The organism is Sphingomonas sp., assembly GCF_030145815.1.
In the GTDB taxonomy this organism is placed as follows: Bacteria; Pseudomonadota; Alphaproteobacteria; order Sphingomonadales; family Sphingomonadaceae; genus Sphingomonas.
In genome coordinates, this window is sequence record NZ_JAIXHL010000010.1 from 86,153 (window position 1) to 108,377 (window position 22,225).

Annotated in this window: 25 protein-coding genes and 1 tRNA gene; 11 read left to right on the forward strand and 15 right to left on the reverse strand. The window is 66.8% G+C overall.

The window, feature by feature from the left end; all coding sequences use genetic code 11:
• Positions 1 to 4: 4 nt before the first annotated feature.
• The 12 genes from KYX69_RS10640 to infA form a co-directional block, all read right to left on the reverse strand.
• A complete protein-coding gene (locus tag KYX69_RS10640; protein ID WP_300496987.1) occupies positions 5 to 856 on the reverse strand; it encodes a rhamnogalacturonan acetylesterase in 852 nt (283 codons plus the stop codon).
• A complete protein-coding gene (locus KYX69_RS10645; RefSeq protein ID WP_300496988.1) occupies positions 853 to 1,605 on the reverse strand; it encodes an SDR family NAD(P)-dependent oxidoreductase in 753 nt (250 codons plus the stop codon). The genes KYX69_RS10640 and KYX69_RS10645 overlap by 4 nt, the downstream gene beginning before the upstream one ends.
• Positions 1,606 to 2,883, reverse strand: coding sequence for an MFS transporter (locus KYX69_RS10650; RefSeq protein WP_300496990.1), 1,278 nt, complete (start codon positions 2,881 to 2,883; stop codon positions 1,606 to 1,608). It lies immediately after the preceding gene.
• Positions 2,880 to 5,051, reverse strand: coding sequence for an alginate lyase family protein (locus tag KYX69_RS10655; protein ID WP_300496991.1), 2,172 nt, complete (start codon positions 5,049 to 5,051; stop codon positions 2,880 to 2,882). The genes KYX69_RS10650 and KYX69_RS10655 overlap by 4 nt, the downstream gene beginning before the upstream one ends.
• Complete coding sequence (locus KYX69_RS10660) at positions 5,048 to 7,231, reverse strand: polysaccharide lyase 6 family protein (protein WP_300496992.1); 2,184 nt, start codon at positions 7,229 to 7,231, stop codon at positions 5,048 to 5,050. The genes KYX69_RS10655 and KYX69_RS10660 overlap by 4 nt, the downstream gene beginning before the upstream one ends.
• Positions 7,232 to 7,455: 224 nt before the next feature.
• Entirely contained in the window at positions 7,456 to 7,623 is a 168-nt protein-coding gene (locus KYX69_RS10665) for a hypothetical protein (RefSeq protein ID WP_300496993.1), read from the reverse strand.
• 71 nt (positions 7,624 to 7,694) lie between these two features.
• Positions 7,695 to 8,414 (reverse strand): Crp/Fnr family transcriptional regulator, encoded by a 720-nt coding sequence (locus KYX69_RS10670; RefSeq protein WP_300497157.1) that lies wholly within the window; start codon positions 8,412 to 8,414, stop codon positions 7,695 to 7,697.
• A 117-nt stretch (positions 8,415 to 8,531) separates the two neighbouring features.
• Positions 8,532 to 8,607 (reverse strand) — tRNA-Phe (locus KYX69_RS10675).
• Between the two features lie 19 nt (positions 8,608 to 8,626).
• Positions 8,627 to 8,809, reverse strand: a complete 183-nt coding sequence (locus tag KYX69_RS10680; protein ID WP_066662133.1) for a DNA gyrase inhibitor YacG — start codon at positions 8,807 to 8,809, stop codon at positions 8,627 to 8,629.
• Complete coding sequence (locus KYX69_RS10685; protein ID WP_300496994.1) at positions 8,806 to 9,744, reverse strand: ribonuclease; 939 nt, start codon at positions 9,742 to 9,744, stop codon at positions 8,806 to 8,808. The genes KYX69_RS10680 and KYX69_RS10685 overlap by 4 nt, the downstream gene beginning before the upstream one ends.
• Positions 9,737 to 10,306, reverse strand: coding sequence for a nucleoside triphosphate pyrophosphatase (locus KYX69_RS10690; protein WP_300496995.1), 570 nt, complete (start codon positions 10,304 to 10,306; stop codon positions 9,737 to 9,739). The genes KYX69_RS10685 and KYX69_RS10690 overlap by 8 nt, the downstream gene beginning before the upstream one ends.
• 10 nt (positions 10,307 to 10,316) lie before the next feature.
• Positions 10,317 to 10,535 (reverse strand): translation initiation factor IF-1, encoded by a 219-nt coding sequence (infA, locus tag KYX69_RS10695; RefSeq protein ID WP_033923152.1) that lies wholly within the window; start codon positions 10,533 to 10,535, stop codon positions 10,317 to 10,319.
• 153 nt (positions 10,536 to 10,688) lie between these two features.
• Here infA and KYX69_RS10700 point away from each other — a divergent pair, with 153 nt between their 5' ends.
• The 7 genes from KYX69_RS10700 (at position 10,689) to KYX69_RS10730 (ending at position 14,949) form a co-directional block, all read left to right on the forward strand.
• Positions 10,689 to 11,261, forward strand: coding sequence for a NifU family protein (locus tag KYX69_RS10700; protein ID WP_300496996.1), 573 nt, complete (start codon positions 10,689 to 10,691; stop codon positions 11,259 to 11,261).
• The gene (locus tag KYX69_RS10705; protein ID WP_300496997.1) at positions 11,261 to 11,854 is read left to right on the forward strand and encodes a malonic semialdehyde reductase; all 594 of its coding nucleotides are present in this window, start codon (positions 11,261 to 11,263) and stop codon (positions 11,852 to 11,854) included. Before KYX69_RS10700 ends, KYX69_RS10705 begins: the two co-directional genes overlap by 1 nt.
• On the forward strand, positions 11,847 to 12,467 hold the full coding sequence (tsaB, locus tag KYX69_RS10710; protein ID WP_300496998.1) for a tRNA (adenosine(37)-N6)-threonylcarbamoyltransferase complex dimerization subunit type 1 TsaB: 621 nt from the start codon (positions 11,847 to 11,849) through the stop codon (positions 12,465 to 12,467). The genes KYX69_RS10705 and tsaB overlap by 8 nt, the downstream gene beginning before the upstream one ends.
• Positions 12,464 to 12,940 carry a GNAT family N-acetyltransferase gene (locus KYX69_RS10715; protein WP_300496999.1) on the forward strand — a complete coding sequence of 159 codons (477 nt, stop codon included), beginning with the start codon at positions 12,464 to 12,466 and terminating at the stop codon, positions 12,938 to 12,940. Before tsaB ends, KYX69_RS10715 begins: the two co-directional genes overlap by 4 nt.
• 108 nt (positions 12,941 to 13,048) lie before the next feature.
• Positions 13,049 to 13,465 (forward strand): MucR family transcriptional regulator, encoded by a 417-nt coding sequence (locus KYX69_RS10720; RefSeq protein ID WP_300497000.1) that lies wholly within the window; start codon positions 13,049 to 13,051, stop codon positions 13,463 to 13,465.
• Between the two features lie 193 nt (positions 13,466 to 13,658).
• Complete coding sequence (locus KYX69_RS10725; RefSeq protein WP_066657248.1) at positions 13,659 to 14,081, forward strand: Fur family transcriptional regulator; 423 nt, start codon at positions 13,659 to 13,661, stop codon at positions 14,079 to 14,081.
• A gap of 4 nt (positions 14,082 to 14,085) precedes the next feature.
• The gene (locus KYX69_RS10730) at positions 14,086 to 14,949 is read left to right on the forward strand and encodes a 1-acyl-sn-glycerol-3-phosphate acyltransferase (RefSeq protein WP_300497003.1); all 864 of its coding nucleotides are present in this window, start codon (positions 14,086 to 14,088) and stop codon (positions 14,947 to 14,949) included.
• Between the two features lie 4 nt (positions 14,950 to 14,953).
• On the opposite strand, the gene KYX69_RS10735 is transcribed toward KYX69_RS10730, so the two are convergent.
• The gene (locus tag KYX69_RS10735) at positions 14,954 to 15,718 is read right to left on the reverse strand and encodes a L,D-transpeptidase family protein (protein WP_300497004.1); all 765 of its coding nucleotides are present in this window, start codon (positions 15,716 to 15,718) and stop codon (positions 14,954 to 14,956) included.
• 258 nt (positions 15,719 to 15,976) lie between these two features.
• Here KYX69_RS10735 and KYX69_RS10740 point away from each other — a divergent pair, with 258 nt between their 5' ends.
• From KYX69_RS10740 to KYX69_RS10750, 3 genes are read left to right on the forward strand one after another with little or no spacing between them, the layout of a single operon-like run.
• The gene (locus KYX69_RS10740; RefSeq protein ID WP_300497006.1) at positions 15,977 to 16,690 is read left to right on the forward strand and encodes a murein L,D-transpeptidase catalytic domain family protein; all 714 of its coding nucleotides are present in this window, start codon (positions 15,977 to 15,979) and stop codon (positions 16,688 to 16,690) included.
• 36 nt (positions 16,691 to 16,726) lie between these two features.
• Positions 16,727 to 18,781: an NAD(+) synthase gene (locus tag KYX69_RS10745; protein ID WP_300497163.1), complete on the forward strand. Its 2,055-nt coding sequence runs from the start codon at positions 16,727 to 16,729 to the stop codon at positions 18,779 to 18,781.
• Between the two features lie 9 nt (positions 18,782 to 18,790).
• Positions 18,791 to 18,916, forward strand: a complete 126-nt coding sequence (locus KYX69_RS10750) for a hypothetical protein (protein WP_300497007.1) — start codon at positions 18,791 to 18,793, stop codon at positions 18,914 to 18,916.
• Here KYX69_RS10750 and KYX69_RS10755 read toward each other — a convergent pair.
• Positions 18,913 to 20,490: a cisplatin damage response ATP-dependent DNA ligase gene (locus KYX69_RS10755; RefSeq protein ID WP_300497010.1), complete on the reverse strand. Its 1,578-nt coding sequence runs from the start codon at positions 20,488 to 20,490 to the stop codon at positions 18,913 to 18,915. The two genes, KYX69_RS10750 and KYX69_RS10755, sit on opposite strands and share 4 nt — an antisense overlap.
• Positions 20,491 to 20,630: 140 nt before the next feature.
• Between KYX69_RS10755 and KYX69_RS10760 the strand changes: the two genes are divergently transcribed.
• The gene (locus KYX69_RS10760; protein WP_300497012.1) at positions 20,631 to 20,948 is read left to right on the forward strand and encodes a hypothetical protein; all 318 of its coding nucleotides are present in this window, start codon (positions 20,631 to 20,633) and stop codon (positions 20,946 to 20,948) included.
• 32 nt (positions 20,949 to 20,980) lie between these two features.
• Here KYX69_RS10760 and KYX69_RS10765 read toward each other — a convergent pair whose 3' ends face one another.
• Positions 20,981 to 22,201, reverse strand: a complete 1,221-nt coding sequence (locus tag KYX69_RS10765; RefSeq protein ID WP_300497014.1) for a phosphatidylserine/phosphatidylglycerophosphate/cardiolipin synthase family protein — start codon at positions 22,199 to 22,201, stop codon at positions 20,981 to 20,983.
• Positions 22,202 to 22,225: the final 24 nt, after the last annotated feature.

The following is a 22,225-nucleotide window of genomic DNA, read 5'->3' on the forward strand; positions in this document are numbered from 1 at the left end:
TTGGTCAAGGCACCAGTTGCGAAGCGAGCGCAGGGACCGCACGGGCGAGGTCGTCGGCCATCACCCGCGCGAACACCCCCGCCCCGGTTTCGCCGAGATGGGTGTAGTCGAACTTGCGGGTGTGCTGCCCGCGCGCGCCGCCGGGGCGGGTGGGCAGATCGGGTTCGCGTGCGTCTTCGGTCGAACGCTGCTTCAGCGTCGTACCGGCCTTGGCGGCAGCGCGTTCCTCTGCGGTCGGTTCGGCCTGGGCGAGCGCCAGCGAATCCTGGGCACCGAGCTTTTGCACGATCGCCGCGCTGCGGCGGTTGAGGTCGACCAGGGGGGTCTTGGTCGCGGCGGCGACCTTGCGCACTTCTTCCGACCATTCGTCGAGATTGTTGTCGAGCTTGCCGTTCTTGAACACGCGGCGCGTGAGCGGGGTGACGAGCACGGGGATTGCCCCGGCGGCACGGACATCCTCGACCATCTTCGTCAAGTTCGCAGGGAATTCGGTGGTGCGGTCGGTCCAGCGCTCGGGCGCGCTCGACTGGTCGTTATGGCCGAACTGGATCAGCACATAGGTGGCGCGGTAGCCGGGCACCTTGGCCTCGGCCAGTGCGATGTCCCAGCTGCCCTCTTGCCGGTAGCTGCGGGTCGAGCGCCCGCCGCGCCCGGCGTTGAGGCACGCGACCGAGGATTTGACGTGGCGCGCGCAGAACATCGACGCCCAGCCGCTCGCCACCGCCATCGTCGAATCGCCGACCAGCACGATCTTGTACGGCTGAAGCGGTGGTGCGTCGGTGCGCTCCTTGGTCTGCGCCTGGGCGGCGGCGGGAAGGAGTGCGATGGCAGCGGCAGCGGTGAGCAAGCGGATCATGAGAAGGCCAGTCCCCCGTTGATGTCCATGTTGAGCCCGGTGAGGAAGGCCGCGTCGTCCGACGCGAGAAAGGCGACGGCGGCGGCGACCTCATCCGGGTGGCCTTCGCGGCGCAGCGGGGTGTTGCCGGCGACGGCGGCGCGGCCCTCGGGCTTGGAGAAGATGTCGTGGAAGCTGGTGCCGATCAGGCCGGGGCACAGCGCGTTGACGCGGATGCCCTGCGGTCCGAGTTCCTTCGCCCAGCTGCGCGTCAGCGTGGTCAGCGCGCCCTTTGACGCGGCATAGATGCTCGCGCCCGGCCCGCCGCCATCGCGCGCGGCCTGCGACGACAGGTTGACGATCGCCGACCCCTTGGCGAGGTGCGGGAGCGCGGCCTTGGTGACGAGGAAGGCGGATTTGAAATTGAGGTCCATGACGGTGTCGAAGAACGCTTCGTCCATCTCGGCCAGCGTCTTGCGCGCGACCATGCCGCCCGCGCAGTTGACCAGCACGTCGACCGTGCCGCCGCCGAAGTCCGCCGCTGCGGCGATCAGGCCGGCGACTTCGTCAGCCTTGGTCACGTCGGCGCGGTGGAGCAGAGCGGTGCCGCCGGCGGCCTGAACCGCCGCCAGCGTGTCCTGCGCCGCCGCTTCGTCGCCGCGATAGTTGATGACGACCTTTGCGCCCTCTGCTGCGAAGCGCAGCGAGATCGAGCGGCCGATATCGCGTCCACCGCCGGTGACGATGACGAGCTTGTCCTTGAAACGCATTTATGCCCCTTGGTCTTGAGTGTCGGATTGAACGGGCTCGATGCGCCCGCCGATGAAGATGCAGATCAGCGACAGCGGCACGAGCGCGGCGCCGAGGATGAAGATCGGTGCGAAGCTGACCTTGGTCATGGCAGGCACCAGCCAGGTGGTGATCAGCGTGCCGGCGACCGCCGCCGTGCCGCTGATCCCCGCGAGCGAGCCAACCGCGCCGCCGCCGAACCAGTCGCTGGGCAGCGTCTGGATATTGTTGATCGCCACCTGAAAGCCGAACAGGATCGCGGCGATCAGCAGGACCGCGTAGAGCGGCGTTGCGGCGGTGGCGGTGAGCAGCAGGGCCGGGAGCATGATGATGCAGCCCAGCGCGATCACGCCCTTGCGCGCCTTGTCGGTGCTCCAGCCGCGCTGGATGAGCTTGCCCGACAGCCAGCCGCCCGACAGCGACCCCGCCATCGCGCCGACGAACGGCACCCAGGCGAACATGCCGATCTGCTTCACGTCGAAGCCGAAGCTTTCGTTGAGGTAGATCGGCAGCCACGAGACGAACAGCCACCAGATCGGGTCGAGGAAGAAGCGGCCCGACATCACCGCCCAGGCCTGACGATGGCGCAGCAGCTGGCCCATCGACGGGGCGTAGCCGGCAGCCTTGGGCCCGCCCGCCGCCTCGTTCGCGCCGAGGATATGCTCACGCTCGGCCTTGCTCAGCCAGGGGTGGGCATCGGGATCGGACTTGTAGACCCAGATCCAGGGGAGCAGCCACAGGAAGCCGAACACGCCGACGATGATGAAGGTGGTGCGCCAGCCGACAAAGCCGAACAGGATCGCGATCAGCGGCGCCGAGACGATCGCGCCGAGCGAGGCACCGGCGTTGAAAATCCCCTGCGCAAAGGCGCGTTCGGAGCGCGGGAACCAGGTCGCGTTGGCCTTGGCCGCGCCGGGCCAGTTGCCCGCTTCACTGATGCCGAGTGTCGCGCGCAATATGCCGAGGACCAGCATCGAGCGGACCAGGCTGTGCGCGGCGATCGACAGCGACCACACCACGATGGAGATGGCGAAGCCCATGCGGGTGCCGACCACGTCGAAAATCTTGCCGAAGATCGACTGGCCGAGCGCGTAGAAGACCATGAAGATGGTCACCAGCAGCGCGTAATCTTCCTTGTCGGCGCCGATGTCCTTAGCGACTTCGGGCCACATCACCGCGAGCGCGTTGCGGTCGATGTAGTTGATGACCGTCGCGATCGCGATCAGGCCGATGATCCACCAGCGGAACCCGGATTTCATTTGCTCTCTCCATCGAAGCGGCCGACCGGGCCGCTCCAGTCGAGCTTGCGCCCGTTCACGGTGACGCTGTGCGCCTTGCCCGCGGTGGTGTCGGTGGCGATGGCGATCAGGATCGTCTTGCCGTCGGTCAGGGTGATGGTGGCGACGCGCGCGCCGGCACTTTCGGTGAGGGTCAGGCCGGCCACGCCGCTGCGGCTGCCGGTCGTGGTCTCGGTCGCGGCGTCGTAGCGGCCATGCGGTTCGAGCAGGCTGAGGAACGCGGCGTCCCCTGCCCCGCTCAGCCGCTGGATCAGCACCGGTTCGCGGCGCAGGTTGAAGCGCGGGTCGTTCGCGCCGCTTTCCGCGACGATCAGCTGCGCGCCGGGGGTCGCCATGCGATAGCTGTAGAAGCGGCCCTGATTGATCCAGGTGACGCGGCCCTGCCCGTTCGCGAGCGGGCCGGTCGCATCGACCCAGAGGTGCTGATAGCCATTGGCGCTGCCCAGCACCGGGCGGGTCGTCACGTTGGACGCAAGCTTGACGTCGGTGTCGATGATGTGGCCGGCGAAATGCAGCGGCAGGTCATAGGTCGCCTTGCCCGCATTCTTGACCGTCATCAGGTCGAGCACCAACGGCGACCCCTTGCCCATATCGACCTGCACCAGCGCGCGGCGGAAGGTCACGCCGGGATAGGCGCCCGCCATTTCGCCGATGCTGAAGCGCAGCGGGCCTTCGCCGACGAACGCCAGCTGGGTCGGCGCGATTTCCTCGGCAGGCGCGAGCTGGGCGTCGAAATGGCTGGTTTCGTTGACCACCAGCGTGTTGTGCGCGACGGTCTGCTTCCCCCAGCTTTCGTTTTCGGGGAGGTAGCGGCCGCCGGCCTTCGCCTCGATATTCAGGAAGCGCGCGGCGCCGTAATCGGTCACCACCGCCTGGCCATTGTCGTAGAGCAGCCAGTTGAGCTTATCGAAATGGCCATGGCCCATGCCCTGCGCCGTGTTCTTGGCGACCACGACCTGCGCGTTCTCCTGCGGGCCGGAGCGCAGGATGGCGAGCGCGCCGTCCTTGCCCTGTGGCCCGTCGCGCAGCAGGGTCGAGGCAAAGGTGAACGGCTTGGCCTTGCCGCCAGCGATGTCGCGCGCGACCGCGAACCCCTCGGGCGAGAGCGCGACCTTGCCCTGCCATTGCGCGATGCCGAGCAGGCCGGGATCGGCGCTGGCGGCATAGCCGATGGCGACGCCCTGATAGAGCTCCTCGGTCTTGAGGCTCTTGTCCGGCATCGCGTCGTTGATCGGGAAGAAATAGCCGCCGTAACTGGTCTGGATCGCGGTACGGATCGCCTTCAGGACGATGCCGTCGCGATAGGCGAATATCTTTCGCTGCGGCTCGTTCGCCTGAATCGCCTGAGCGAACACGACGAAGGGCTGGAGGGCGTAGCGCTGATAATAAGGCCCTTCGGCATAATAGCCGTCGGGGGAGAAGAGCAGGTCGAGCTGGCGCAGAAAGCCGACCTTACCGCTCCGGTCGCTGCCCTTCAGCGCCTGTTCCACTAGCACCGGGTCGCGCAGGACATAGCCCGCCATGCCGACCCCGGCATTGGCCCAGGTCGAATGATTGTGGATGCGGTCGAAGGTCCGCGCCTCGCTGGTCAGGAATGCGGCCATGCGGCGGAAGACCTGATCGTCGATCGTCTTGCGTTCGGCGGGAGTCAGGTCGGCGCGGACGGCGTCGTAACCCTGGATCGCATGGACCAGCCAGACGCTGTCGTTCAGGCTTTGCCAGAACAGCCGGCCGGGGACCTGATCCGACGCGGCGGGGTGGTTGGCGAGCGTGGGGTAGAGTTTGGCATAAGCGAGCAGCAGGTCGCGGACATAGTCGGCGTAGCGGCGCTCACCGGTGAGGCGGTAGAGTGCTCCGGCCTGCTGGATCAGCTTGTAGTTCGCCTTGTGCCGTTCATGCGTCGGCCCGCCGCCGCGATCCTTGGGCACCGGCACGTCAATCCCGGCGCGGATGCCGGCATCGACCGATTTGCGCGCAGCGGCGAGTTCGCGGGCGAATAACGGGGCGCTTTGCGCTCCGGCGGCCATCGCGCGATAGGATTCGATACTGGTCAGCACCGGTGCGGCGTCCTGCGCGAACGCTGGCGCGGCGCTGGCGAGCAGCAGGGCGGCGAGGGTCGTGCGGATCATCGCAGCGCCTCCATCTGATTGTCGGCAAGGACGATGTCGGGCGTCCCCTGCGGGTAGAGGCGGGTGATCGCCGGTTCGGGCGTGGCGGCGAAAACATTGGCGGTGATGCGGATCACCGGCGCGCCGACGCTGTTGGCGATGGCGATGGCCTTGGCGCGATCGAAGCGGTTGCCGCTGATCGCGACATTCTGGACGCCCGAGAGGCGCACCGCGCCGCCGCCGGTGACGCGGTTGCCGGTCATGACGAACCACGGACCGAAGGTGCTTTCATCGGTGCCGAGCCGCGCGACATCGGCGATCGTCGCGACATCGGTGAAGTCGCTGTCGGCGATGGTGATGCGTTCGGCGCTGTACAGGCCCTTGCTGCCGGTTTCGGCGGCGGCGGCGATCACTGCGCCGGACACCTTCGCGAAGGTCGAGCGGCGGATTTCGATGCTCTCGGCAAAGGTGCCGGGGGTGGTCGCGATGACGTCCGCGGCGTCGCGCACCGCGACGTCGGTCAGCGTCACGCGATAGTTGGAAATGCTCACCGACTGCGGCGCGCGGATGAGAGCGACGCGCTCCGCAGTCGGTGAGGCAGCGGCGCCGGAGAGGGTGACGCCGCTGAGGTGAAGGCTGCCGCCGGGGGTGAGCTGAAACAGGGTCGGCGACGCGCTGTCGAGGATCGCCGTGCGCGGGCCGGAGACGGTGAGGCTGTGGCCGACGGGGATCGGTGCGGTGACGCGGTGCGTGCCGGGGGCGACGCGGATCGTGTCGCCGGGGCCGGATGCCGCCACCGCCTGTGCCAGCGCGCCGGGGGCGGCGTCGAGCGTGCGGCCGGTGCTGGCGGGGGCGTCCTTGGGATACCAGGACGGGCCAGCCTCTTCGCGCTTGAGCATGACGAGGTCGCGCGGCGCGCCGGTGGCGGCGAGCGCGGGATCGGCGGGATAGAGCAAGCCATTGGCGGCGCGGACCAGCTTGATATCGGCCTGCGCGAAACCGGTCAGGCCCTTGGGCGACGGACCCGACTGGACGTTGCCGGCCATGGCGATGCCCGCTGCGTCGCCCTCAACCCGGACGATGTCCTTGCCCGATGCGGTGTAGATCAGGTTGCCCGTAAAGCGGCTCGATACCGGCGGCGCGCTGCGTTCGGCATCCGCGCCCGCGCCAAAGGTGATGCGCGCGGCGTCGATGATACTGTTGCGCTCGATCACCGCATTGGCGACCTGATGATAGCGGTTGACCGCCGAGTCCGGCACGCCGTTCATCACCGCAATCGCGCTGAGGAACGAAGTGCCGGTGACATTCTCGAGGTAATTGTGCCGCACCACCTGATCGCGATTGATCACCCGGATGCCCCCGGTCGACGCCTTGCCGCGCCCGAGGAAGATGTTGCGCTCGACCAGATTGCCGTTGCCGTGGCGCAGCACGATCGCGCCCTGCGATTCGACCACCATGTTGCCACGGATGATGTTGCCGCCGGATTTGACCGAGACGATCTCGACCTCGCCATCGCAGCCTTCAAACCAGTTGTTTTCGACGATCGATTTCGAGTCGCTGAGCGATTCGTCGCTGGTGCCGATGCGGATCGTCTCGCCGCCATTCGAGCCGAGCGGGGGACGGGGCCCGAAGAAATTATGGTCGATGCGCGCACGGTTCTCGCCCGGTTGGCCCTTGGGCCGGATCACCGCGAGGGCGACGCCGCCATTGCCCTTGCCCGCGAACCAGCTGTGGTCGACGCGGTTGTCGGTGCCATAGATCGCGACCCAGATATCCTCGGCGCGACGATCGGGGTTGGTGAAGCGATCGACCACGATGCCGGTCAGGCGGGTGTGCGACGCGGGCGTCTTCGAATCGCGGCGCAGCGCGATCAGCTCCTTGGTTGGGGAAAACCCGTCGCGGAAGACGAGGTTAGAGACGACGAGGTGTTCGCCGCCGATGCGCAGGTTGGACTGGCCCGACAGGATTACCCCGCCCGGCGTCTGCGCGGTCAGCGTGATCGGCTTGTCGGCGGTGCCGCGCCCGGTGAACACGATCTGAAAATCGCGCCACACGCCGTCGCGCAGGATGATCGTATCGCCGGGCTTCGCCTTCTTGACCGCTGCGGCGTAGGCGGCGGGATCGGTGACGAGATGGTCGGCTGCAAACGCGGGCAGCGGGGCCGCCACAACCGCACAGGCAATGAGCGCCGCAATCCGCATCCCGATCCCCTCAATCTGTTCTCTATACCCATTGGACTAACCAATTGGTCGGAACACTTCAAGGGGGCTTCATACCATTTCGTCGCGTTGTGTTGTTTCAGCAGAGCTGAAACGGGCGGCACCGGCCTGCTCCCCCACCCGGCCGCCCATATGATACTTCCGTTGGGTGGCCGGGTGGGGGGCAGGCCGGTGCCGCAGTCCAGCGCAGCTGGATACACTTCCGCTCAGCCGCGCTCGACGATGCCCAAGTCCAGCTTCTCGCCTGCCGCCCCGCGTTCATAGCGCTCTGCCATCGCCTCATGCGCGCGCCGCACGGCCGGGTCGGCCGCCGCCGCCGCCCGCGCGCGTTCCTCGGCCGCGCGGGTTCGATAATAGTCGATATCGGATTGCATGGTCTGTCCTCCTGTATTGCAGAAGGTAGCGTGCATGCTGACGCGATCCGGCTAACCGGTGTTAATTGCCGTCAGAGCGGGTCGGGATCGAGATAGAGATAGTCGGGATCGAATTCGGCGATGGCGCGCAGTGCCGCAGGGTCGGTAATCTCGACCCGACCGTTGCGGAAGGTCAGCACCCCCATTTCACGCAGCCGCCGCAGTGAGCGATTGACATGGACAGGGGTCAGGCCGCGGCATTCGGCGAGGTCGGTCTGGCTGAGGTCGAGCGCATAGCCGTCGCCGTCGCCCAGCCCGACCAGGTTCAACCGCACCTGTAGCTCACAGAACAGATGCGCGATCCGGGCAAGCGCATCGCGAACCCCCATCGACAACACCCATTCGCGATGCATCGAGGCATCGAGATTGGTCGAGAACCAGTAGAGCCGCCCGAGACGGGGAAAGCGCTCGACCAGCTCGGCAATGCGGGCATGTGGAACCGGCGCGATCCGGCACGGCGTCATCGCCATCAGCGCATGGTCGAGCCGCTTCAGCGTGAAGCTGTGCAGATCGGCAAAGTCGCCGGGGATGTGGAGCGCGGTCACCTGACGCTGGCCATCGCGAAGATCCTTGTAGCGGGCGGCGATGCCGTCGAGGATCAGGATGCTCTGTTCCAGCCGCACCCCCGGCTCGATAAAGGTGCGATGCGCCGGGACATCCAGCGCCGGGCCGATCGTGGCGCGGATCGCCTGCTCCTCCTCCGCGCTCAGCGGGTGCCGGGCGCGGATACGGGCGATGTGGCGGGCAATCATTTCGGTCACGTTGCGACAACGCGCGGCCCGCAGCTTGGGTCCGCAATGATCGGAACCGCGCATGGGCTGGCGGGTCGTTATTCAGTCAAATATGCTTGGGTCGCGCCTGGGCAGCGATGGTGCCCGGGGACGGAATCGAACCGCCGACACTGCGATTTTCAGTCGCATGCTCTACCAACTGAGCTACCCGGGCACGGGATGAAGGCGCGCTCTTAGTCGCGGGGTTGGCCGCTGTCCAGCCCGCTTTGCAATTCTTCGGGATCGGCCGGGCGACCGGGGATGCGATAGCCTTCGCCCAGCCATTGCAGCAGGTCACGGTCCTTGCAGCCGCGGCTGCAGAACGGCTTGAACTCGGGTGCGGGCTTGGCGCCGCAGATCGGGCAGATGGCTTTCATGTCGCTTCCACAAAATGGGTGCGCCCGCCGGTTCGGCGGTGGAGCTGGGCGATCCAGTCGGGCTCACGCGCGATCCGGCGCAGCAGCGGCGCGGGGAGGATATGGGTATCGGGCGCGGGCGGGGGAAGGCGTTCGAGGCGACGCAGTTCGGCCCGAAGCGCCGCACCCACGGGATCCGCCGCGATCAGTTCGGGCAGCGACATGCGCGTCTTGCGGCGGACGATCTGGAGAAAACCGAAACCGTTCATCGCGGTCCGCTCGAACGGCTGGGGCAAAGCGGCGTCGATCGCCTCCCCCACCGCATTGCGTTCATGCTTGTTGGCGAGCGTCGGGAAATCGACCCCGGCCGACCCGGCAATGTCGAGCCGCTCCATCGCTGCCGCAACGGCGTGCGCCGCGTCGATCGACAGCGGCCCCAGCGGCGGGCCGCCATCGACATCGAACAGGTTCATGGCCGGAGTGAGCGACAGCAACAGCGCGCCGCTGGCAAAGCGGATTTCGCCGGTGCGGGCCTCCTCCAGCACTTCGGACCAGCCAACTTCCTCCAGCGCATCGGGTTCGTGCGGGTGGCAGTGGCGCACGGGCAGGCCGGTGGCGGTGATGCGCGCGAGCAGGTCGGGGCCGGGCGCGGGCGCGCTGTCGGGTGCCGGAACCGCCTTGGGCAGCTTGACCCGTCCGCGCTCGGCGACCGATTCGCGGACGATGCGGACGGGAAAGGATGCGCCCTGCGTCACCCCCTTGGGCAGCGGGTCGCACAGCGCCTCGTCCCCGTCGGGCAGCATCACCTTGCCGGTGCTGCGGTCGATCAGCCTGGCGATGGCGACGGTGTCGGCGCGCAGGCCGGGCAGTTCGATCCGTGCCTTGCGGATGGTGCCGCGCGCGACCAGCGCGGCGCGGTTCTCACCGATCCCGGCTTCGTAGAGCCACTCAGCCAAGGTCGTAGCCAGCCGTCTCCAGCAACGCGCGGGTGTCGTAGAGCGGCAGCCCGACCACGCCCGAATAGGTGCCGGAGATGAAGCGGACGAACGCCTCGGCGCGGCCCTGAATGGCATAGCCGCCAGCTTTGCCCAGCCCCTCGCCGCAAGCGATATAGCGCTCGATCTCGGCCTCGCTCAGCCGCTTGAACGCGACCACTGTGTCGGACAGGCGCACGCGGGCGCGGCCATCGAGGCCGATCAGGCACACCGCCGACAGGCAATGATGGCGACGGCCGGACAGCTTGGTGAGCAGGTCGCGCTGCACGTCTTCGCTCTCGGCCGGGGGCAGGATGCGGCGGCCAAGCGCGATCGTGGTGTCGCCGGCCAGCACGATCTCGTCCTCGCCCCGCTCGACCGCGCGCGCCTTCGCCTCGGCCAGCCGCAGCGCGTAAACGCGCGGCAGCTCCGCCTTTAACGGGTTCTCATCGATATCGGGAGCCGCCACGCGATCCGGCACAACGCCGATCCGCGCCAGCAGATCGCGGCGGCGCGGCGAGGTGGAGGCAAGCACGAGCCGCATCGGCCCGGACTTACTTAAAGCGATAGGTGATGCGGCCCTTGGTCAGGTCATAGGGCGTCAGTTCGACGAGCACTTCGTCGCCCACCAGCACGCGGATGCGGTTCTTGCGCATCTTGCCGGCGGTGTGGCCGAGAATCTCATGGTCATTCTCGAGCTTCACACGGAACATCGCGTTGGGGAGGAGCTCCACAACGCGGCCGCGCATTTCAAGCAGTTCTTCCTTGGCCAAACAAACCTCTTGGTACGGATCGGAAAAGTGGCGGTGCCTTACTCTCCCCGCGCACAAAAGAAAAGCGCGGCGATGACGCGGCGCGGCGCCGGGCAACAAATGGTTTCCCGCTGTTCGCTTGATGCCGCGCGCGTTCGTCGCCAAATGGGGTCCATGCTGATCGAAACCGAACTGACGCCCAACCCGGCGACGCTCAAATTCCTGCCCGGCCGCACCGTGATGGACAGCGGCACGCGCGATTTCGCCACGCCCGAGGAAGCGGAGGTGTCGCCACTGGCCGATGCGCTGTTCCGGCTGGGCGACGTCACCGGCGTATTCTTTGGCCGCGACTTCATTTCGGTCACCGCCGCACCCGGCGTCGACTGGGCGGGGCTGAAGCCCGATGTGCTCGGCATATTGCTCGACCATTTCAGCGCCGACATGCCGCTGTTTCGCCAGGGCAGCGCGGGCTTCAGTGTCCCGCCGCCCGAGAGCGACTTCGCCGACAATCCCGAAGACGCCGACATCGTCGCGCAGATCAAGGATTTGATCGAGACCCGCGTGCGCCCGGCGGTGGCGAATGACGGCGGCGACATCGTCTATCGCGGCTTCGACAAGGGCAAGGTGTTCCTCCAGATGCAGGGCGCATGCGCCGGCTGCCCCTCATCGACCGCGACGCTCAAGAACGGGATCGAACAATTGCTCAAATATTATGTCCCCGAAGTCACCGAAGTGCGGGCCGTCTGATGGGTACGCCACTTGACGACGCCGCGCTCGACACGCTGTTCCGTACCGCGCGCACCTATAATGGCTATCTGCCCGGCGACGTAACGCAGGCGGATATCGAGGCGATCTATGACCTGGTGAAGATGGGGCCGACCTCGGCCAATCAGCAGCCGGCGCGGTTCGTGTGGTGCCTGTCGCAGGACGCCAAGGACAAACTCGCCGAGTGCGCGACGGGCAGCAATCCGGACAAGATCCGCGCCGCTCCGGCCGCGGTGGTGATCGGCATGGACCTCAACTTCCACGTAGAACTGCCCTGGCTGTTCCCGCATACCGACGCCAAGAGCTGGTTCGAGGGGCCACAGGAAAAGCGCCGCGACAGCGCGTTCCGCAACGGCACGCTGCAGGGCGGCTATTTCATCATGGCCGCGCGCGCTTTGGGCTGGGACACCGGGCCGATGTCGGGCTTCGATCCGGCCAAGGTCGAGGCGGCGTTCTTCGCCGACCAGCCATCGGTGCGCGTCAACTTCATCTCGACCTTTGGCAAGGGTGATCCCGCGACCATCTTCGGCCGCTCGCCGCGCCCCGATTTCGGGAAGTTCAACAAGATTGGCTAGAACGCTCGTCATCGAGACTGCCACCGCCGCCTGTTCGGTCGCGTTGATCGAGGGCGGCGCGCTGATCGCCGAACACCATGCCGAAGTCGGACGCGGCCATGCCGAGCACCTCGTGCCGATGATCGCGCAGCTGCCCGATGGCGGGCGTGCCGACGCGATCCTGGTCGATTGCGGGCCCGGCAGCTTCACCGGCATCCGCGTCGGCATCGCGGCGGCGCGCGGCCTTGGCTTTGGCTGGGGCGTGCCGGTTCATGGTTTTTCGTCGCTTCCACTGGTCGCGGCGGGTGCGTTCGCGCTCAATCCGGGTAGCCAACCGCTGGCCGTGGTACTGGAAGGCGGGCATGGTGAGGTGTTCATGGCCGCCTATGACCGCCAGTTCGCGCAGATCGCGCCCTTTGCGTCGCTCAAGCCCGATGCCGCGCTGGCGCAGCTGGGCGGGCGGATCGCGGTCGGCAATGGCGTGCGCCACCTTGCCGCGCTGAATGACAGCCTCGACCTGCGCGAAGCACTCCCGCGTGCAGCCGATGCGCGCCTGCTCCCCGCTGCGCTGACCAGCCTGCCGCCGCGCCCGATCTATGGCCGCGCGCCGGATGCCAAGCCCAAGGCAGCATGAGCACCGCGCCTTGTCCGATCGAGATCGTGCACGGCCAGCCGGCCGATCTGCGCGCGGTGAACGCGATCATCTCCGAAGCATTCGACCCGCGGTTCGGCGAGGGCTGGACCCCCAGCCAGTGCATGGGGATGTTGGCGCTGCCCGGCGTGTGGTTCACGCTGGCGTGCATCGACGGGCGGCCGGTCGGCTTCGCGCTGGCGCGCACGATCCTGAACGAGGGTGAACTGCTGCTGCTCGCCACCCTGCCGACGATGCGGCGGCGGGGGATTGGCGGCGCCTTGTTGCGCGCAGTCATGGCCGATGCGCGCGACCGCGGCGCGGACCTGCTGCATCTTGAAGTGCGCGCAAACAACGAAGCGGTCCAGCTCTACCGTAGCGCAGGCTTTAACAAGATTGGTGAACGTCGCGACTATTATCGCGGAAATGACGGCAAGTTATTCGACGCACACACATTTTCGAGATCGCTCGACTGATCACACCAAAAATCGGACAGAATGACTTGCAAAGCCAGTTGCTTGACGTGATAGCGCCTGTGACGGCCCGTAAATCTTATCGCCGCCGCGTTATGTGAAAGGACGAAAATGGACACGCAGAATGACCTGCAGGAAACGCTGATCACGCTCACTGCGGATATTGTAGCCGCACATGTCAGCAACAATAGCGTGGCAGTGTCTGATCTTCCGCTGCTCATTGCCAACGTTCATGGCGCGCTTACCAATCTGGGTAGCGCCAAGCCGGAACCCGAAGTGAAGAAGCAGGAACCGGCAGTTTCGATCCGCTCGTCGATCAAGCCCGACTATATTGTCTGTCTGGAAGACGGTAAGAAGCTGAAAATGCTGAAGCGTCACCTGATGACGCATTACCAGATGACCCCGGACGACTATCGCGCGAAGTGGAACCTGCCCGCCGATTATCCGATGGTCGCCCCCAATTATGCCGAACAGCGCCGCACGCTGGCCAAGAAGATCGGCCTCGGTACCAAGCGCCGCAAGCGCTGACGCTGTTTGCCGGGTGCGCTGACGCGCACCCGGTGACGGCACCGGCCCGCTCCCCCACCCGGCCACCCATCGGCAGGATATTCTGAAATGGGTGGCCGGGTGGGGGAGCGGGCCGGTGCCGCATGCGCCGAACGGCGCATCAAACTGGCCACCCTCTCTTTTCCCCGGCGTCGCTTGACGCTACATCATCCCCATGAACCGCAAGATCGACCTTGAAGCGCTGTGCCATGAAAAGGGCCTGCGCATTACCGAACAGCGCAAGGTGATCGCGCGCGTCCTGTCCGAAGCGGACGACCATCCCGATGTCGAAAAGGTCTATGCCCGTGCATCGGCGATCGATCCGGGCATTTCGATTGCGACGGTCTATCGCACCGTGCGGCTGTTCGAAGAGGCGGGCATCCTCGACCGCCATGATTTCGGCGACGGCCGTGCCCGTTACGAGCCCTCGCCCGAGGCGCATCACGACCATCTGATCGATGTCGAAACCGGCAAGGTGATCGAGTTCGTCGATCCCGAGCTAGAGCTGCTGCAGAAGCAGATCGCCGAACGGCTGGGCTTCCGCCTGGTCGATCACCGCATGGAGCTGTACGGCGTCGCACTCGAGCGCAAGCCCTGAGACCATGACCGACGGCGTCGATCCGCGGCGCCACGACGCCGCCCTTGGGCTGCCTACCAAGCTGACCCCGGCGGAGAGCTTTCGCTTCTGGCGGCGGGTCGGGCTGCTGCTGCTCGCGGTGTTGACGCATGTGCCGATGCACTATCTGTGGCGGCTGCTGCGCCTCTCCTCGCCCTGGCCGCGCTGGTTCCTGTGGCGTGCGGGACGCATTGCCGGCGCGCGGATCGAAGTGGTCGGCACGCCGCTGCGGCGAGACGTCTTCTATGTGTCCAACCACTTGTCCTGGATCGACATCCTTGCGCTGGGCGGATCAAGCGGCACCGCGTTCGTCGCCAAGGCAGAAATCGGCGCGTCGCCGGTGGTCGGCTGGCTCGCTGGTCTCAACCGCACCGTCTATGTGAAGCGCGAGAACCGCATGGGCGTGGCCGAACAGATCAACGCACTGCGCGACGCACTTGCCGAGAACTGGGCGATCACCGTGTTTCCGGAAGGCACGACCACCGACGGCAAGTCGCTGTTGCCGTTCAAGACGCCGATGCTGCGCGTGCTCGAACCCCCGCCGCCGGGCGTGATGGTCCAGCCCGTGCTGCTTGATTATGGCGCGGTCGGCGAAGAGATCGGCTGGGTCGGCGAGGAAGGCGGCATCAACAATGCCCGCCGGATCCTGTCGCGCAAGGGCAGCTTTCCGCTGCGCATCCATTATCTCGACCCGTTCGACCCGACCGAGTTCCCCGGGCGCAAGGCAATTGCCGCGGAGAGCCGCCGCCGGATCGAGGATGCGCTGGTCGCGACCCTTGGCGGGCCACTGCGGCCGTTCGCCTGGACCGTCGCGCCGGTTAATTACGCCGGACCCGCTGCGTCCGCATAAGCCGTTACCGCCGCCGTCGGCCGGTTTTCTGCACCACCGGCTCCATCGGGGCGAACACGACCCCCTCGGGCGACACCGACTGTGCCCCGGTCGATGCCGGGATGATCACGTCGTTGCTCGACGTCACCACATCATAGTCGCCGGTGCGGAAGGCGGCGAGATCGGCGCGCAGGAACGGCGGATCGGCGCGCTTTGCCATCTGGGTCGGCGGCAGGCGCGGCGCGCCGCGACGGACGCGCGGATCGACAATCTCATAATCCACCACCGACACCGCAGTGCCGAGCGCGGTCACCTCGAACAGGCGGCGCGCAAACTCGCGGGGAAAGCGGATGCAGCCATGCGAAGCGGGATAGCCCGGCAGCTGCCCGGCGTGCAGCGCGATGCCGGTCCAGGTCAGCCGTTGCATGAAGGGCATCGGCGCGTTGCTGTAGATGTTGGAGCGGTGATGCACTCGCTTTTGCAGGATCGTGAACTCCCCCACCGGCGTCGCCTTGCCCGGCTTTCCGGTCGATACGGTCGAGGCCGCGATCAGCACGCCGTCGCGGTAGACATAGGCGACCTGACCGGGAATGCTGATGAGGAGCGTGACTCCGGATGCCCCGCCGGTCGGCTGAAACGCCGCATCCTCGATCCAGGTCCATTGGCCGTTGCGGAGCAGAATCTCGTCGCTGCCGCTGGGCATTACCTGCTGGGCCGCGGCTGGAACGGCGACGCACAGCGCCAGACCGACCGAAACCGCCCGCATTGTCCGCGTGACCGCAGACCCCATCCCTACACTCCATTGTTACGCGGGCGACTGCACCCACTATCTATGGTTAACGCGGACAGGACAAGGTGGTGCCGCACAGTTTCCGCGCACAGGACGCGCAGACGAACCCGTTGCCCGATTCGGGACAAGTCTCGACCAACCGCACCGAGTCTGCGGCGAACCGACGGCGAACTGTGGACTCCCTTAGGACGAATCGGCCGCGACCTGCGCTATAGTGGCTTTTACGGATAGCGAAGTTTGTGGGGGCACAGAGGACGCATGGACAAGATGACCGACGCTGCGGCTTCGCGCCGCGCCTTCCTGAAATCCGCCGGCATGATTGCCGGTACGGGTCTGCTCGCCAGCTGTGCCGCGCGCAGCGTGACGACGGCGGCGCTGCCCGCCGCGCATGTGCCGGTCCCGCCACCGCCCGTCGCCACGCCGGTCCCGGCCGCACCGCGCGCGGTGGCCAGTGCGCCGCGCGGCGTCCGCCCCGAATTGTTCGAACGCGCGGTCGCCGCGCTCCAGCAGCATTCGAGCCGCATCCGCCAGCAGGACCGGATCGCGATCGCCGATTTTTCGCTGCCCAGTTCGCGGTTGCGTTTCCACTTCGTCGACATGATCAACGGCGCGACGCGCTCGATGCTGGTCAGCCACGGCATCGGGTCAGACCCCGAACATACCGGCATGCTTCAGCGCTTTTCGAACGAAGTGAATTCCGAAGCGACGTGCGAGGGCGCGTTCCTCGCCGCCAATTATTATGTCGGCAAGCATCAGTTGTCGCAGCGGCTGATCGGCCTCGATCCGACCAACTACAACGCACTCGACCGCGCGATCGTGGTCCATGGTGCGTGGTATTCGAACCCCGACATGATCGCCAAGCACGGCAAGCTCGGCCGCAGCCAGGGCTGTTTCGCGGTGGGTGAGCGCGACCTCGACACGCTGTTCGCGCTGCTCGGCGAAGGGCGGATGATCTACGCGACCAAGGTGTAAGTGGCGCGCGGCGCAGCGCTGCGCTACCACCGCCGCATGAAGGGCAAACACCGCTTTCACTCGATCCACGCGCAGGGATTCGTGCGCGTCGGTGCCTGCACCCCGAGCGCGAGCGCGGGCGATATCGCCGCGAACACGGCGTCGCACATCGCTTTGGCGAAGCAGGGCGATGCGGCGGGCGCGGACCTGTTGCTGTTCCCCGAGCTTGGCATCACCGGCTATGCGATCGACGATCTGCATCTGCAGGACGCGGTGCTGCGCGCGACCGCGCAGGGCCTCGCCGACCTCATCGCCGCGAGCGCGAAGCTCAAGCCCGTGCTGCTGGTCGGCGCGGCGCTGGAGCGCAACGGGCGGCTGTATAATTGCGCGGTGGTGATCGCACGCGGGCGCGTGCTGGGCGTGGTGCCCAAAAGCTATTTCCCCAATTACCGCGAATATTATGAGAAGCGCTGGTTCGCTTCGGGCATTGGCTTGTCGGGCACGATCGAGCTGGCGGGCCAGACCGCGCCCTTCGGTACCGACCTGATCTTCGCCGCCAGCGACCTGCCCGATTTCACCTTCCATGCCGAGATTTGCGAGGATTTCTGGGGGCCGCTGCCGCCTTCCACCTTTGGCGCGATGGCCGGAGCGCTGATCCTGTGCAACCTGTCGGCCAGCAACATCGTCATCGGCAAGGCGCGCGAGCGGGCGTTGCTGTGCGCGGCGCAATCCAGCCGCACGGCATCGGCCTATGTCTTCTCCGCCTCCGGGCCGGGGGAGAGCACCACCGACCTCGCCTGGGACGGGCAGAGCCTGATCTACGAGCTGGGCGAGTTGCTCGCCGCATCGGGGCGGTTCGACCTTGAGGACGAACTGATCACCGCCGACATCGACGTCGCGCGGCTGCGGCAGGAGCGGATGCGCTTTGGCACGTTCAACGACAACGCCGCCGCCGCCGGCCATCCCGAACAGCGGTTTCGCCGCATCGCGTTCGATCATCAGCCGGGCTTCGACGATATCGGCCTGCACCGCGCCGTCGCACGCTTTCCGTTCGTCCCCAACACGCCCGAAAAGCTGGACGAGGACTGCTACGAAGCCTTCAACATCCAGGTCGAGGGGCTGCGCAAGCGGATCGTTTCGACCGGCCTCGGCAAGCTGGTCATTGGTATCTCCGGCGGGCTCGATTCGACCCATGCGCTGATCGTTGCGGCCAAGGCGATGGACCGGCTGGGGCGACCGCGCAGCGACATTCTAGGCTTCACCATGCCGGGGTTCGCGACCGGCGAGGGGAGCAAGGCCAATGCCTGGGCGCTGATGAAGGCGCTCGGCATCACCGCCGAAGAGATCGATATCCGCCCCGCCGCGCGGCAGCTGCTGACCGACATGGGCCACCCCTATGCCGATGGCGAGCCGGTGTATGACATCACGTTCGAGAATGTTCAGGCGGGTCTGCGCACCGACTATCTCTTCCGCCTCGCCAACCAGCGCGGCGGGTTCGTGCTCGGGACCGGCGATCTGTCGGAGCTGGCGCTCGGCTGGTGCACCTATGGCGTCGGCGATCACATGTCGCACTATGCGGTGAACGCGGGCGTGCCCAAGACGCTGATCCAGTTCCTGATCCGCTGGTGCGTCGCGACCAACCAGTTCGATACGCAGACCGATGCAGTGCTCGAAGCGATCCTGGCGCAGGAAATCTCGCCCGAACTCGTCCCCGCCGACGCCAGCGGCGCGATGCAGAGCACCGAGGCGAAGATCGGGCCGTACGCGCTGAACGATTTCTTCGTCCATTATGTCGTGCGCCACGGTCTCGCGCCGTCGAAGATCGCGTTTCTGGCGTGGCATGCGTGGCGCGATGCCGATGCGGGCGAATGGCCGCTGGGCGTGCCGCCGCATCAGCGCGTCGCCTATGACCTGCCCACGATCCGCCACTGGCTGGAGAAATTCCTGATCCGCTTTTTCGCGCAGAGCCAGTTCAAGCGCAGCGCGATTCCCAATGGGCCAAAGGTGTCGGCGGGCGGCGCACTTTCCCCGCGCGGTGACTGGCGTGCGCCGTCCGACGGAGTGGCGGGGCCATGGCTGGACGAGCTTGAGGCGAATGTGCCGAAAGGATAATATGCGGCCATGAACCCATTCCTTTGGGGCTTTCGTAGCGGCTGGCGGAGTGTCGGGCAGCGCCAGCTGCATACGGCCCGGGTCGCCGGATTCGTGCTCGGCGGCGGCGTCGCGATCGTCTGTCTGCTCGCTTAAGTCGCCAACCGCTCCAGCCCGAGAATCGTATCCGCTTCATGCGCCGGTTTGTCGGTGCGGATGCGGCTAATCCGGGGAAAGCGCATCGCGAGGCCCGATTTGTGCCGATTCGACGCGTGGATCGAATCGAACGCGACCTCGAGCACCAGCGTCTTCTCAACCTCGCGCACCGGCCCGAACCGCGCGGTCGTATGGTTGCGCACGAAGCGGTCGAGCCATTTCAGCTCTTCGTCGGTAAACCCGAAATAGGCCTTGCCCACCGGCAGCAGCTCGCCGCCCTCGGTCCATGCGCCGAAGGTATAGTCGGAATAGAAAGACGAGCGTTTCCCGCTCCCGCGCTGGGCATACATCAGAACGCAATCGGCGGTCAGCGGATCGCGCTTCCATTTATACCACAGCCCGACGCGCCGCCCCGCGACATAGGGCGAGTCGCGCCGCTTGAGCATCACCCCCTCGATCGCGGCGTCTCGGGCACCGGCGCGAAGTTCTTCCAGCGCAGCGAAATCCGCCGCGTCGATCAGTGCCGAGACGTCGAACCGCTCCCGGTCGAGCGGCGCGGCGAACGCCTCCAGCCGAGTGCGGCGCGCATACCAGGGCAGCTCGCGCAGATCCTCCCGCCCGTCGAACAACAGGTCGTAGAGGCGAACGAAGGCGGGAAACTCCGCCAGCGTTTTCGCCGACACCACCTTGCGTCCCAACCGCTGCTGCAGCGCGTTGAAGCTGCCCGCCTCACCCCCCTGCGCTTCACCGCGCACCAGCAATTCGCCGTCGAGCACGCCCGGCGTTGCAAAGGCGCTTGCCACGTCCGGGAAGCTGGCGGTGATGTCGTCGCCCGCACGGCTGTAGAGCCGGGTCTCCCCCGCGACATGGACGATCTGGACGCGAATGCCGTCCCATTTCCACTCGGCGGCATAGTCGTTGAGGTCGACCTGCGTCTCCTCCAGCGGGTGGGCGAGCATGAACGGGCGGAACACCGGCACATCGGTCGTGGTCGGCTGCGGCCCGCGCCCTTCGCCCCAATCGAACAAAGGCGCATAGGGCGGGGTCAGGCCGTGCCACACCTCCTCCACCGCATCGACATCGACCCCGAACGCCTCGGCGAACGCGGTCTTGGCGAGCCGGGCGGATACGCCGACGCGCAGGCCGCCGGTGGCGAGCTTGAGCAGCGCATAACGCTCGTCCGCCGCCAGCCGATCGAGCATCGCGCCAAGCGCGGCGGGTGCGTCGGAGCGCGACAGGCTGGCGAGCCGATCGACCACCGCGCCTAATGTCAGCGGTTCGGACTCGGGCGGGGGCGTCATCGGCTCCGGCCAGATCAGCGCCACGGTTTCTGCCGTATCGCCCACGAAATCGCGGCTCAGCTGAAACAGCACCGGGTCGACCCGCTCACTCACCAAGGCGCGGATCACGGCCGGCTTCACCGCCGGCAAGTCGAGCGTCCCAGTCAGCGCCGCCAGCCCCCAGCCGCGATCCGGGTCGGGCGTTTCGCGCAACCATGTGCCTATCAGCCGCAGCTTCGCATTGCGCGATCGCGTGTAGATCAACCGGTCGAGCAGGTCGGCAAAGGCGCGCATGGGGCCTCAACATGGCGCGATGCGACGGGTTCCGCCAGATGCGCGCCAATCCCCCTCGCGGAGCACCGGACTTCACGCTAGCGTCAAGCCACCGGAAAGGTCGGCGCGCGATTCGCGTGCGCCGTGGGAGGGATTACCAGATGAAGACCCTGTTGCTTGCCGTCGCCCTGTCGGCCCTGCCGCTCGCCCCCGCGTCGTTCGCGCAGGACGCAGCCCCCGCACCGGCCGCACCGGCCGCCGCTGCCGCCAAGTATAACCTCGACACGCCGATCCAGGACATCGTCGCAAATCCGGCCGCGAAGGCTGCGCTGGACGGCGTGCTGCCCGAAGTGTCGACGCATGAGAGCTATGAGATGTTCAAGACCATGAGCCTCAACCAGCTCAAAACCTATGCCGCCGACAAGCTGACGCCCGAAGTGCTGGCCAAGACCGAAGCCGCGCTTGCTGCGGTGAAGTAATGGCTTGGCCCCGGATGCTACGGCGTCCGGGGCTAATCCTCGCGCGTGATATTGAGCGACCGCGTCACGCGATAGTCGAGCACGCCGACCACGAAATACACCGCAGCTTGCATCAGTCGCGTCCAGAACCCGCTGCGCGCACGGTGCAGTTCCCGCGTCACCTCCAACGACCGCGCCACCTCCGCATCGACATAGGCGCGGACATGCGCTGCGAACGCAGCATCGTCGATGCGCAGCATCACTTCCAGGTTCAGGAACAGGCTGCGCATGTCGAAATTGGCCGATCCGATCTGCACCTTGTCGTCGATCACGAACAATTTGGTGTGCAGCTTGGTCGGCAGATATTCGAACACCCGCACCCCGCGCCGCAGCAGCCCGCGATAGGTGAAGCGTGCGGCGTGCAGCGTCAGGTGATTGTCGGTGATCGACGGCACCACCACCCGCACCTGTCCGCCCCGCCGCGCCGCGCGGCCGAGGCGCAGCAGCATCGCCGGGCTCGGGAAGAAATAGGCGGCGAGAATGTCGATCGCGCGCGCATTCTTCATGTCCCGCCGCACCGCACGCGCCCATGGGCTCAGCCGCCGCGTCGGCCCGCCGAGCAACCAGCGGAGTTGCCCGTCCGGCTCGCTCCATTGCGACAGCGCCTTGCGCAGGGCGCGCAACGGCGCGCGCGGGTGCAGCGTCCAGTGCCATAATGCATCGAAATAGCCGGTCATCCGCGCCGCTGTCGGCCCGGCGACCAGCAGCCCCAGATCGCGCCAGCCATCGCTGCCCGGCGCGCCGAAATAATTGTCCTGGATGTTGAACCCGCCGATGATGATCCGCGCATCATCGCTTTCGCCATCGGCCAGCGCGATCTTTTGGTGGTTGCGGAGCAGATAGCGCCGCCCCCAGCGCGGCACGAAAAAGCACACGCGCCCGCCCGCCGCGCGCAGCGGTGCAAAGAAATCGCGATCATAGGCCGGGTCGCTGCCGAGGCCATCGACGATCAGCGTGACCGCGACTCCGCGCTCGACCGCCGCGATCATCGCGTCGCGCACCCGCACCCCCACCGCATCGTCGGAGTAGATGTAGTAGAGCAGCCGCAGCGAGCGGCGCGCGCCCGCGATCAGCTCCAGCAACGCATCGAGCCGGCGCGGCCCGGTATCGAGCAGCTGCAGCCGGCTGCCCGCAATCGCGAATACCGGCTGGGGCGGCGGCTCGGGCGGCAGGCCTGCGGCAAATCCGGGCGATGCGTCGGTGGCCAGCTCCATGGCGCACGGGATTGCATGCCTGCC

Excerpts from the sequence above, each read along its gene's own strand:
- KYX69_RS10740 (WP_300497006.1), top strand. The coding sequence starts at position 15,977 with ATGGACAAGATGACCGACGCTGCGGCTTCGCGCCGCGCCTTCCTGAAA.
- KYX69_RS10745 (WP_300497163.1), top strand. The coding sequence starts at position 16,727 with ATGAAGGGCAAACACCGCTTTCACTCGATCCACGCGCAGGGATTCGTG.
- KYX69_RS10755 (WP_300497010.1), bottom strand. The coding sequence starts at position 20,490 with ATGCGCGCCTTTGCCGACCTGCTCGACCGGTTGATCTACACGCGATCG.
- KYX69_RS10660 (WP_300496992.1), bottom strand. The coding sequence starts at position 7,231 with ATGCGGATTGCGGCGCTCATTGCCTGTGCGGTTGTGGCGGCCCCGCTG.
- KYX69_RS10650 (WP_300496990.1), bottom strand. The coding sequence starts at position 2,883 with ATGAAATCCGGGTTCCGCTGGTGGATCATCGGCCTGATCGCGATCGCG.
- KYX69_RS10715 (WP_300496999.1), top strand. The coding sequence starts at position 12,464 with ATGAGCACCGCGCCTTGTCCGATCGAGATCGTGCACGGCCAGCCGGCC.
- KYX69_RS10690 (WP_300496995.1), bottom strand. The coding sequence starts at position 10,306 with ATGCGGCTCGTGCTTGCCTCCACCTCGCCGCGCCGCCGCGATCTGCTG.
- KYX69_RS10765 (WP_300497014.1), bottom strand. The coding sequence starts at position 22,201 with ATGGAGCTGGCCACCGACGCATCGCCCGGATTTGCCGCAGGCCTGCCG.
- KYX69_RS10735 (WP_300497004.1), bottom strand. The coding sequence starts at position 15,718 with ATGGGGTCTGCGGTCACGCGGACAATGCGGGCGGTTTCGGTCGGTCTG.
- KYX69_RS10665 (WP_300496993.1), bottom strand. The coding sequence starts at position 7,623 with ATGCAATCCGATATCGACTATTATCGAACCCGCGCGGCCGAGGAACGC.
- KYX69_RS10670 (WP_300497157.1), bottom strand. The coding sequence starts at position 8,414 with ATGATTGCCCGCCACATCGCCCGTATCCGCGCCCGGCACCCGCTGAGC.
- KYX69_RS10680 (WP_066662133.1), bottom strand. The coding sequence starts at position 8,809 with ATGAAAGCCATCTGCCCGATCTGCGGCGCCAAGCCCGCACCCGAGTTC.
- KYX69_RS10760 (WP_300497012.1), top strand. The coding sequence starts at position 20,631 with ATGAAGACCCTGTTGCTTGCCGTCGCCCTGTCGGCCCTGCCGCTCGCC.
- KYX69_RS10750 (WP_300497007.1), top strand. The coding sequence starts at position 18,791 with ATGAACCCATTCCTTTGGGGCTTTCGTAGCGGCTGGCGGAGTGTCGGG.
- KYX69_RS10640 (WP_300496987.1), bottom strand. The coding sequence starts at position 856 with ATGATCCGCTTGCTCACCGCTGCCGCTGCCATCGCACTCCTTCCCGCC.
- KYX69_RS10730 (WP_300497003.1), top strand. The coding sequence starts at position 14,086 with ATGACCGACGGCGTCGATCCGCGGCGCCACGACGCCGCCCTTGGGCTG.
- KYX69_RS10720 (WP_300497000.1), top strand. The coding sequence starts at position 13,049 with ATGGACACGCAGAATGACCTGCAGGAAACGCTGATCACGCTCACTGCG.
- KYX69_RS10655 (WP_300496991.1), bottom strand. The coding sequence starts at position 5,051 with ATGATCCGCACGACCCTCGCCGCCCTGCTGCTCGCCAGCGCCGCGCCA.
- KYX69_RS10705 (WP_300496997.1), top strand. The coding sequence starts at position 11,261 with ATGGGTACGCCACTTGACGACGCCGCGCTCGACACGCTGTTCCGTACC.
- KYX69_RS10645 (WP_300496988.1), bottom strand. The coding sequence starts at position 1,605 with ATGCGTTTCAAGGACAAGCTCGTCATCGTCACCGGCGGTGGACGCGAT.
- KYX69_RS10700 (WP_300496996.1), top strand. The coding sequence starts at position 10,689 with ATGCTGATCGAAACCGAACTGACGCCCAACCCGGCGACGCTCAAATTC.
- KYX69_RS10725 (WP_066657248.1), top strand. The coding sequence starts at position 13,659 with ATGAACCGCAAGATCGACCTTGAAGCGCTGTGCCATGAAAAGGGCCTG.